Below are 9,695 nucleotides of genomic sequence, written 5' to 3' on the forward strand. Positions count from 1 at the left end.
AGCGGGCGACCAGCGCGCCGCGCGACGGGCCGGCCTGGGTGACCAGCGGGTCGCGGACATTGGTGACCACGGCCATGCGGCCGGTGTCGGTGATGCCGGCCCAGGTGCCGCCCGATCGCAGGTCGCGACCGGCCCTCAATGCGCCGTCGCCCGCGGGCCACACCGCGAGCGGGGCGGTGGGGCGTGCGTGGAACTCGTCGCGGTTGCCGGCCATCAGCAACTGCCAGCGGGGGTGGACCTTCCAGGCCAGGGTGAGCAGACACATGGGGCGGATTGTGGCGGTTTTTGCGCAAGCGCGCGCTGGTCGACGCCGCGTCGGGCATGAATGCGAGTCCAGGTTTCACAAGGCCTGCACGGGACTGAACTTCTGTTCAATCTCAAAATTTGAGACGAAACAGCAACTTGTGGATAAGCCTTGAACAAGTCTCTAAACATTGCTGCAAGCCCTTGATGTCCAAGGCGATTTGCCGCTCGGAAAGATGTTGACAACCCGAACGGCACTGCTAAGGTGGGCAACAGAGGGAAAACCGGGTTTTTTGTGGTTTTTCGTGGTTCAATGTTTCACCGGGCGAAGGAAAGGTGCAGGCGTCGTGTTCCAGGGCGAGACGGCCATCACAGTTGACGACAAAGGGCGCATGGCGGTTCCGACCGCGCATCGCGACCTCGTTGCGCGTGTGAGCAACAACCGCCTGGTCCTGACCTACAACCCGTTCGAGTCCGGCTGCCTGTGGCTGTATGCCGAGGCGGAATGGGAACGGGTTCGTGACGACGTCATGTCCAAGCCCAACACGCAGCGCGTCGTGCGCCTCCTGCAGCAGAAGCTGGTCGGTTCGGCCGCGCATCTGGAGCTGGATGGCAACGGCCGCATCAGCATTCCCGCCAGCCACCGTGGTGCCGTTGGCATTGAAAAGAAGGCGGTGTTGCTCGGCATGGGCGACAAATTCGAATTGTGGAGCGAGCAGGCTCATCGCGCGTTGATCCAGCAGACGTTGTCTGACGAGGATCTGGGCGATGGGTTGCTCGACCTGAAGTTGTGAGCCGGGGTGCCCGGATGCGCGGCGGCGCGCAGGCCGGTCACCCGGTGTCGCAGTCGCCGGCAGGACACCTGCCGGTTCTGTACACCCAGGTCCTGGATGGCCTGAGGGTGATCGAAAACGGACGGTATCTCGATGGCACGTTTGGTCGTGGCGGTCATGCCCGCGGCGTGCTCGAGCAGCTCGGTCCGGGAGGCGCGCTGCTGGTCATGGACAAGGATCCGGAGGCAATTGCGGTAGCCGAGCGCGATTTCGCGCCGGACCCGCGCGTCTCCATCTTCCGTGGCAGCTTCGCCGACCTGCTGCACTGGCCGGCCACCGCCGAAGGCCTGGACGGCGTGCTGTTCGACCTGGGCGTGTCGTCGCCACAGCTGGACGTGGCCGAACGCGGCTTCAGCTTCGGCAAGGACGGCCCGCTGGACATGCGCATGGACCCGGACAGCGGCCAGAGCGCCGCCGAATGGCTGGCCAGCGCCGAAGAGCGCGAGATCGCCGACGTGCTGTGGACGTACGGCGAAGAACGCCAGAGCCGGCGCATCGCCCGCGCCATCGTGGCCAGGCGCAGCAGCCAGCCGCTGACCCGCACCGCCCAGCTGGCCGACCTGATCGCGTCGGTGATGCCGCGCGGCAAGGACAAGATCCACCCGGCCACGCGCAGCTTCCAGGCCATCCGCATCCATATCAACCGCGAGCTGGCCGACCTTGAAGCCGGCCTGGACGCGGCGATGGCCCGGCTCAAGCCCGGGGGCCGTCTGGCGGTGATCAGCTTCCATTCGCTGGAAGACCGCATCGTCAAGCAGTTCATGAACCGCCATGCCAAGGCTCCGCCGGCCAACCGCCGGCTGCCCGAGCAGCAGGCCTTCGTGCCCACGCTGGACCTGATCGGTGGGGCCATCAAGGCCGAGGACGATGAGCTGGCGGTCAATCCGCGCTCGCGCAGCGCGGTGCTGCGCGTGGCCGAAAAGCGCGGGGAGGCGGCATGAGTCGCCTGCTGCTGGTGATTCTGCTGGCCGCCACCATCGCCTCTGCGATTGGTGTCGTGTTCATGCGCCACCGTCACCGGCAGACCTTCGTCGAGCTGTCGCGCGCCGAGCGCGCGCGCGACGAACTGAACATCGAGTTCGGCCGCCTGCAGCTGGAGCAGGCCACCCTGGCCGAAGCCACCCGCGTTGACCGGGTGGCACGCGAGCGCCTGGGCATGAAGTTCCCGGAAGCCAATGACGTCGTGGTGGTGCGCCCATGAACGGCTCCGGTCGCAACCGCGCACGCAACAGCTTCAACCTGCGCCGCCGCCTGCAGTGGGTGGGGCTGGCGCTTGGGCTGTGCTCGGTGTCGCTGGTCGGCCGTGCCGCCTACGTGCAGATCATCAACAGCGACTTCTACCAGCGCCAGGGCGAAGCCCGTTACCTGCGCGAGCTGCCGATCAACACCTCGCGCGGCATGATCACCGACCGCAACGGCGAGCCGGTGGCGGTCTCCACGCCGGTGGCCTCGATCTGGGTCAACCCGCAGGAACTGCTGCGCGCGCCTGACCGCATTCCCGAGCTGGCCACCGCGCTGGGCATGCCGCTGGACGAGCTCAGCTCGAAGCTGTCGCAGAAGTCGGACAAGGAATTCATGTTCCTGCGTCGCCGGATCAACCCCGACGATGCGGAAAAAGTGGTCGCCCTGAAGATTCCGGGCGTGGCCTCGCAGCGCGAGTTCCGTCGCTTCTACCCGCAGGGTGAGGCGATGGCGCACGTGCTCGGCTTCACCAACATCGATGATCGTGGCCAGGAAGGGCTGGAACTGGCCTTCGACGAGTGGCTGCGCGGCAAGCCCGGTGCCAAGCGGGTCATCCGCAACCGCAAGGGCGAAACGGTGGAGAGCGACCTGCTGCGCGCGGCTGAGCCGGGCAAGGACCTCACCCTCAGCATTGACCGCCGAATCCAGTTCCTGGCGTTCAAGGAGCTGCGCAACGCGCTGATCGAAAACAAGGCCGCCGGCGGCTCGATGGTGATCATGGATGTGGCCACCGGCGAGATCCTGGCCATGGTCAACCTGCCGACCTACAACCCGAACTCGGTCGGTGGCACGGCACCGGATACGCGCCGCAACCGCGCGGTGACCGACCTGGTCGAGCCGGGCTCGACCATGAAGCCGATCACCATCGCCTCGGCGCTGCAGACCGGTGCGGTCACCAAGGACACCATCATCGACACCAACCCGGGCTACATGAGCCTGGGCCGCTACACCATCAAGGACGTGCCGCGTAACAACGGCGTGCTCAACGTGACCGGCGTGATCACCCGCAGCTCGAACATCGGTGCGGCCAAGATCGCCGCGAAGATGCCCGACCAGGCGTTCTACGATTCGGTGCACAGTTTTGGTTATGGCTCCTCGCCCAACAGCGGGTTCCCCGGGGAATCCGCTGGCGTGTTTCCGCGCCCGGCGCGCTGGAGCGGCCCGTCCAAGACCACCATGTCCTACGGCTACGGCCTGAACGTCACCCCGCTGCAGATCGCCACCGCGTACTCGGCACTGGGCAATGGCGGCAAGCTGATCGCGCCGACCTTCGTCAAGGGCCAGCACAACGAAGGCAAGCAGATCATCGACGAGAAGGTCGCCCGCGAAGTCGTGGCGATGATGGAAACCGTGGTCACCCAGGGCGGTGCCAAGGGCGCGGCCGTGCTGGGCTATCACGTGGCCGGCAAGACCGGTACCGCACGCAAGGCCGGTCCGGGCGGCTATGAGCGGGGTCATTACAACTCCCTGTTCGCGGGCGTGGTGCCGGCGAGCAACCCGCGCTTCGCCACGGTGATCGTGATCAACGACCCGCAGGCCGGCAAGTACTACGGTGGCCTGGTGTCGGCACCGGTGTTCCACAACGTCATGCAGGGCGCGCTGCGCCTGATGGATGTGCAGCCGGACGATATCGATGCCTGGCTGGCCGCCCAGCAGTCCGGAAAGCTGGGGCATGCGGCGTCATCGCTGCCGACCCCGCCGGCCGAGGCGGCCAATGCGCTCGACGCCGCCGCCGAAATCGATGCCGCGCTGCCCACCGTGCATGCCCCGTTGCCGCCCCCGCAGGGAGGCACGCAATGAGCCATACGATGTTGCTTTCGCAGTTGATTCCCGACGTGGCGCTGCGCCACGACCCCGCCATCACCGGCCTGGTGCTGGACAGCCGTGCCGTGCGCCCCGGCAATGCCTTCGTGGCCATTGCCGGCTTTGGCGCGCATGGGCTGGGCTTTGTCGAGCAGGCCAGGGCCGCCGGCGCGGCCGCCATTCTGTTTGATCCGCCGGCCCCGGCCGAGCTGCCGGCTCCGGTCGACGCCATTGCCGTGCCCGGTCTGCGTGGCCGCATGGGTGCCATGGCCGACCAGTTCCACGGTCACCCGTCGCGGGCGATGACCATGGTCGGGGTCACCGGCACCAATGGCAAAACCTCCACCGTGCAGCTGCTGGCCCAGGCCTGGCACCTGCTGGGCACCCGCAGTGGCAGCATCGGTACGCTCGGTGTCGGCCTCTATGGCGACGTGGTGCCGACCGGCTTCACCACCCCGCTGGTACTGCAGATGCACGAAGTGCTGGCGCAGCTGCGCGACCAGGGCGCGCGCGCGGTGGCCATGGAAGTGAGCTCGCACGCGCTCGACCAGGGCCGCGTGGACGCCGTGCATTACGACGTGGCGGTGTTCACCAACCTCACCCGTGACCATCTGGATTACCACGGCGACATGGCGCGCTACGGCGCGGCCAAGGCCAAGCTGTTCCACCGCCCGGGTCTGAAGGCCGCGGTGGTCAATCTGGACGACAGCTTCGGCAGCGAGCTGCTGCGCACCGTCGACCCGGGCGTGGCCCAGATCGGACTGAGCTCGCGGGGTGCGCAGCAGGCAACGCTGCGCGCGGATTCAATCACGCTGGATGGCCGCGGCATCGCCTTCGACCTCGTGGTCGCGGGCGCGCGCCACCCCGTGCAGTCGCCACTGCTGGGCCGCTTCAACGTGGATAACCTGCTCGGCGTCGCCGGCACGCTGCATGCACTGGGCCACGCGCCGGCCGACATCGCCGCGCTGCTGTCGCAGCTGCAGCCGATTCCCGGGCGCATGAACCGCCTCGGCGGCGAACAGGGTCTGCCAACGGTGGTGGTCGACTACGCGCACACGCCGGATGCGCTGGAGCAGGCGCTGCACAGCCTGCAGGGCCATCTGCAGGGCCGTCTGTTCTGCGTGTTCGGTTGTGGCGGCGAGCGCGATACCGGCAAGCGCCCGCAGATGGCCGCGATCGCCGAGCGTCTGGCCCAGCAGGTGATCGTCACCGACGACAACCCGCGCGGCGAGGACGGCGACGTGATCGTGGCCGACATCCTGGCGGGACTTGCCGCACCTGATGCAGTGACCGTGCAGCGCAACCGCGCGCGCGCGATCGGTCTGGCGGTGAAGCTGGCCGGTGCCGGTGACATCGTGCTGATTGCCGGCAAAGGCCACGAGCCTTATCAGGAAGTGCGCGGCGTGAAGCACGATTTCGACGACACCCTGGTGGCCGCGGCTGCCCTGAGCGCGAAGGAAGGCCTGTTGAAGCAGAACGCGGAGCAGGCCGAATGAAGCGCACCCCCCTCTCTTTGATCGCCCACTGGGCCGGCGGCGAAATCCACGGCGACGACACCGTGGTCGACGCGGTCAGCAACGACACCCGCACCCTCGCACCCGGCAGCCTGTACGTGGCACTGCGCGGTGAGCGCTTCGACGGGCACGATTTTGCCGCCGATGCGCTGGCGCGCGGTGCCAGTGCCATGCTGGTCGAACGCCTGCTCGACGTGGCCGTGCCGCAGGTCGTGGTGGCCGACACCGAAGTGGCGCTGGCGCGCATCGCCGCGGGCATGCAGCGCGACCGTGCCACCTCGGTGTTCGCGATCACCGGCAGCAACGGCAAGACCAGCGTCAAGACCCTGCTGCTGGCAATCCTGCAGCAGGTGGCGCGCGAGGACCACAAGGTGGTCTACGCCAATCCGGGCAACCGCAACAACGAGATCGGCCTGCCGCTGGCGGTGCTGGACGCCCCGGAAGACGCCGACTTCGCCATCTACGAGATGGGAGCTGGCAAGCCGGGTGACATCGCGTATCTGACCGACATCGCCCGGCCGCAGTACGCGCTGGTCAACAACATCGCATCGGCGCACCTGGAGCGGATGGGAAGCCTGCTGGGCGTGGCCACCACCAAGGGCGCGATCTACGCTGCCCTGCCGGCTGACGGCGTGGCGGTGATCAACGCCGATGACGCGTACGCCGCGTGGTTCGAGCAGCACGTGGTCGGCCATCCGCCGCGGAGCCGTGTGCTGCGCTATGGCCTGGACCACAGCGCCGACATCACCGCGCGCAGTATCCGCATGACCGCCACTGGCAGCCAGTTCACCCTGCACACCCCGGTTGGCACGGCGGACATCTCGCTGGCGCTGCCGGGCCGGCACAACATCAGCAATGCCCTGGCCGCTGCCAGCCTGGCCCTGGCGGCGGACATCCCGCTGGCCCAGGTGGCGACCGGACTGGGCAACGCCGAGCCGGTGCCGGGCCGTCAGATCGCACACACGCTGCCTGGCGGCGCGGTGTTGATTGATGACAGCTACAACGCCAACCCCGGTTCGCTGGCGGCCGCGATCGACGCGCTGGCCACCGGCAGGGACGAGGGCTGGCTGGTGCTGGGCGACATGCGCGAACTGGGTCCGGACGGTCCGGCACTGCATGCGCAGGCCGGCCAGCGCGCCCGCGCGGCCGGGCTCAAGCGACTGTACACGCTGGGGCCGCTCAGCGAAGCCGCTTCCACCGCGTTCGGTGAAGGCGGTCGGCATTTTTCCACCCATGACGCCCTGGCCGCCGCACTGGCCGGGGAACTGCACGCCGGCGTGCGCTGCCTGGTGAAAGGTTCGCGCGGCAGCGCGATGGACAAGATCGTAAAAGCGCTGCTGGCGCGAGGAGAGGAAAGCCCCCATGTTGCTTGAACTGGCCCGATGGTTGCAGCAGTTGGAGAGCCTGTTCGGGCTGTTCGGCTATCTGACGTTCCGAGGCATCCTCGCCGCGCTCACCTCGCTGTTCCTGTCGCTGTGGCTGGGCCCGGCGGTGATCCGCAAGCTCGCCCAGTTCAAGGGCGGCCAGCCGATCCGCAAGGACGGCCCGCAGACCCACTTCTCCAAGGCCGGCACGCCGACCATGGGCGGTTCGCTGATCCTGCTCACCGTCACCCTGTCCACCCTGCTGTGGGGCGACCTGCGCAACCACTATGTGTGGCTGGTGCTGGCGGTGATGTTGAGCTTCGGCGTCATCGGCTGGTACGACGACTGGATCAAGATCGTGCGCCGCGACCCCAACGGTCTGGCCTCGCGCTGGAAATACCTGCTGCAGTCGATCTTCGGGCTGGCCGCCGGTCTGTTCCTGTATTACACCGCGGATGTGCCGGCCCAGCTGACCTTCTACATCCCGATGTTCAAGTCGGTGGCACTGCCGCTGGCCGGAATCAGCTTCGTGGCCATCGCCTACTTCTGGATCGTCGGCTTCTCCAACGCGGTCAACCTGACCGACGGTCTGGACGGGCTGGCCATCATGCCGACCGTGCTGGTCGCCTGCGGCCTGGGCGTGTTTGCCTATGCCTCGGGCAACGTGGTGTTCGCCAACTACCTGCAGATCCCGCAGATTCCGGGCGCGGGCGAGCTGATCATCATCTGCGCCGCGATCGCCGGTGCCGGTCTGGGCTTCCTCTGGTTCAACACCTATCCGGCCATGGTGTTCATGGGCGACATCGGCGCGCTGGCGCTGGGCGCGGTGCTGGGCACCATCGCGGTGATCACCCGCCAGGAACTGGTGCTGGTGATCATGGGCGGCGTGTTCGTGATTGAAACGCTGTCGGTGATGATCCAGGTCGCTTCGTTCAAGCTGACCGGCAAGCGCGTGTTCAAGATGGCCCCGATCCACCACCACTTCGAACTGAAGGGCTGGCCGGAGCCGCGCGTGATCGTGCGCTTCTGGATCATCTCGGTGGTGCTGGTGCTCATTGGCCTGGCCACGTTGAAGGTCCGCTGATGAATGACCTGTCGCGCCAGGCAACCCGTCTTGAAGCCATCGGAGGCCGCTTCGATCCGTGGCTGCTGGGCGTGATCATCGCGCTGACCGGTGTGGGCGTGGTGATGGTCGCGTCGAGCTCGATCGCGTTGATGAGCAGCCCGTTCTACTACCTCAACCGCCATCTGATCTTCCTGGCGGTCGGCGTGGGTCTGGCGATCCTGGCCATGCGCACCGAGCTGAAGAGCATCGAGCAGTACAACCAGATGCTGCTGCTGGGCTGCTTCGCGCTGCTGGTGGTGGTGTTCATCCCCGGCTTGGGCAGCAGCGTCAACGGCGCACGGCGCTGGATCAACCTGGGCATCTCCAAGTTCCAGACCGTGGAAGCGGTCAAAGTGCTGTACATCGTGTGGCTGTCCAGCTATCTGGTCCGCTTCCGCGACGAGGTCAACGCCACCTGGCCGGCGATGCTGAAGCCGCAGGGCGTGGCCGGCGCGCTGGTGGTGCTGTTGCTGCTGCAGCCTGACTTCGGTTCGTCCACCCTGCTGCTTGGCATCACCGCCGGCATGCTGGTGCTGGGCGGGGTGAACATGCTGCGCATGTCGATGCCGGCAGTGCTCGGCCTGGCCGCGATGAGCGCGCTGGCCATCTTCGAACCGTATCGCCTGCGCCGCATCACCTCGTTCATGGACCCGTGGGCTGACCAGCAGGGCGACGGCTATCAGCTGACCAACGCGCTGATGGCGGTGGGCCGCGGTGAGTGGACCGGGGTTGGCCTGGGCAACTCGGTGCAGAAGCTGTATTACCTGCCTGAAGCGCATACCGACTTCATCTTTTCGGTGACCGCCGAGGAGTTTGGCTTCCTCGGCACCTGCGTGATCATCGCGCTGTATGCGGTGCTGGTCGGCCGTGCGTTCTGGATCGGGATGCGCTGCGTGGAAATGAAGCGCCACTTCTCCGGCTACATCGCCTTCGGTATTGCGCTGTGGATCAGCATGCAGAGCTTTGTGTCGATTGGCGTGAACCTGGGCATCCTGCCGACCAAGGGGCTGACCCTGCCGTTGATCTCGTCGGGCGGCTCCAGTGTGCTGATGACCTGCGTGGCGATGGGCCTGCTGCTGCGCGTGTCCTATGAGCTGGAGCGCGCCGAGCGCCGCCAGGCCGTGCGCATGGGGGCCGCCGAGGGCGACGAACCCGTCCACACCGGACCGACCGCCAGCGAAGTCGCGGCAGCCGTGCAGGGCAGCCGCCCGGCCAATGCCTACACCGACACCGCTCCGGACAACAGCGCGCGCAACAGCAGCGCACGCGGCACCAGTCGCATGCAGCAGCGCATTGAACCGACCTTCGGGAGGATGGGATGAGCGCCTCCGAACGTCCTGTCCTGATCATGGCCGGTGGCACCGGCGGTCACATCTTCCCCGGCCTGGCCGTGGCCCGGGTGCTGCGCGCGCGCGGTATTCCGGTGACCTGGCTGGGCAGCGACGGGGGCATGGAAACGCGCCTGGTGCCGCAGCACGACATCCACATTGATACGCTGGCGATCAGCGGCCTGCGTGGCAAGGGCAAGCTGGCGCTGCTGACCGCGCCGGGCCGCCTGCTGCGCGCGATCCGCGCCGCCGGCTTCCTGATC

General features: G+C 67.3%; 10 protein-coding genes. 9 read left to right on the forward strand and 1 reads right to left on the reverse strand.

From position 1 onward, the window contains the following. Positions 1–265 (reverse strand): NRDE family protein (locus EGJ34_RS18280; RefSeq protein ID WP_148100518.1); only part of this gene is annotated, 265 nt, incomplete at its 3' end. Positions 266–590: 325 nt separating this feature from the next. Between EGJ34_RS18280 and mraZ the strand changes: the two genes are divergently transcribed. From mraZ to EGJ34_RS18325, 9 genes are all read left to right on the forward strand, one after another. Continuing rightward, on the forward strand, positions 591–1,037 hold the full coding sequence (mraZ, locus tag EGJ34_RS18285; RefSeq protein WP_125361893.1) for a division/cell wall cluster transcriptional repressor MraZ: 447 nt from the start codon (positions 591–593) through the stop codon (positions 1,035–1,037). Between the two features lie 14 nt (positions 1,038–1,051). Continuing rightward, on the forward strand, positions 1,052–2,017 hold the full coding sequence (rsmH, locus tag EGJ34_RS18290) for a 16S rRNA (cytosine(1402)-N(4))-methyltransferase RsmH (RefSeq protein ID WP_125361900.1): 966 nt from the start codon (positions 1,052–1,054) through the stop codon (positions 2,015–2,017). After that, a complete protein-coding gene (gene ftsL / locus EGJ34_RS18295) occupies positions 2,014–2,277 on the forward strand; it encodes a cell division protein FtsL (protein WP_125361894.1) in 264 nt (87 codons plus the stop codon). The genes rsmH and ftsL overlap by 4 nt, the downstream gene beginning before the upstream one ends. After that, entirely contained in the window at positions 2,274–4,118 is a 1,845-nt protein-coding gene (locus EGJ34_RS18300; RefSeq protein WP_125361895.1) for a penicillin-binding transpeptidase domain-containing protein, read from the forward strand. The genes ftsL and EGJ34_RS18300 overlap by 4 nt, the downstream gene beginning before the upstream one ends. After that, positions 4,115–5,617 carry a UDP-N-acetylmuramoyl-L-alanyl-D-glutamate--2,6-diaminopimelate ligase gene (locus tag EGJ34_RS18305; protein ID WP_125361896.1) on the forward strand — a complete coding sequence of 501 codons (1,503 nt, stop codon included), beginning with the start codon at positions 4,115–4,117 and terminating at the stop codon, positions 5,615–5,617. Before EGJ34_RS18300 ends, EGJ34_RS18305 begins: the two co-directional genes overlap by 4 nt. After that, positions 5,614–7,008 carry a UDP-N-acetylmuramoyl-tripeptide--D-alanyl-D-alanine ligase gene (murF, locus tag EGJ34_RS18310; protein WP_125361897.1) on the forward strand — a complete coding sequence of 465 codons (1,395 nt, stop codon included), beginning with the start codon at positions 5,614–5,616 and terminating at the stop codon, positions 7,006–7,008. Before EGJ34_RS18305 ends, murF begins: the two co-directional genes overlap by 4 nt. Next, positions 6,998–8,083, forward strand: coding sequence for a phospho-N-acetylmuramoyl-pentapeptide-transferase (gene mraY / locus EGJ34_RS18315; protein WP_125361898.1), 1,086 nt, complete (start codon positions 6,998–7,000; stop codon positions 8,081–8,083). The genes murF and mraY overlap by 11 nt, the downstream gene beginning before the upstream one ends. Next, a complete protein-coding gene (gene ftsW / locus EGJ34_RS18320) occupies positions 8,083–9,426 on the forward strand; it encodes a putative lipid II flippase FtsW (RefSeq protein WP_125361899.1) in 1,344 nt (447 codons plus the stop codon). The genes mraY and ftsW overlap by 1 nt, the downstream gene beginning before the upstream one ends. Further along, the coding region (locus EGJ34_RS18325) for a glycosyltransferase (RefSeq protein WP_185750237.1) at positions 9,423–9,695 on the forward strand (273 nt) is incomplete at its 3' end. The genes ftsW and EGJ34_RS18325, both read left to right, overlap by 4 nt.

The sequence above is a fragment of the Stenotrophomonas sp. 278 genome (genome assembly GCF_003935715.1).
Taxonomy (GTDB): domain Bacteria; phylum Pseudomonadota; class Gammaproteobacteria; order Xanthomonadales; family Xanthomonadaceae; genus Stenotrophomonas; species Stenotrophomonas maltophilia_AH.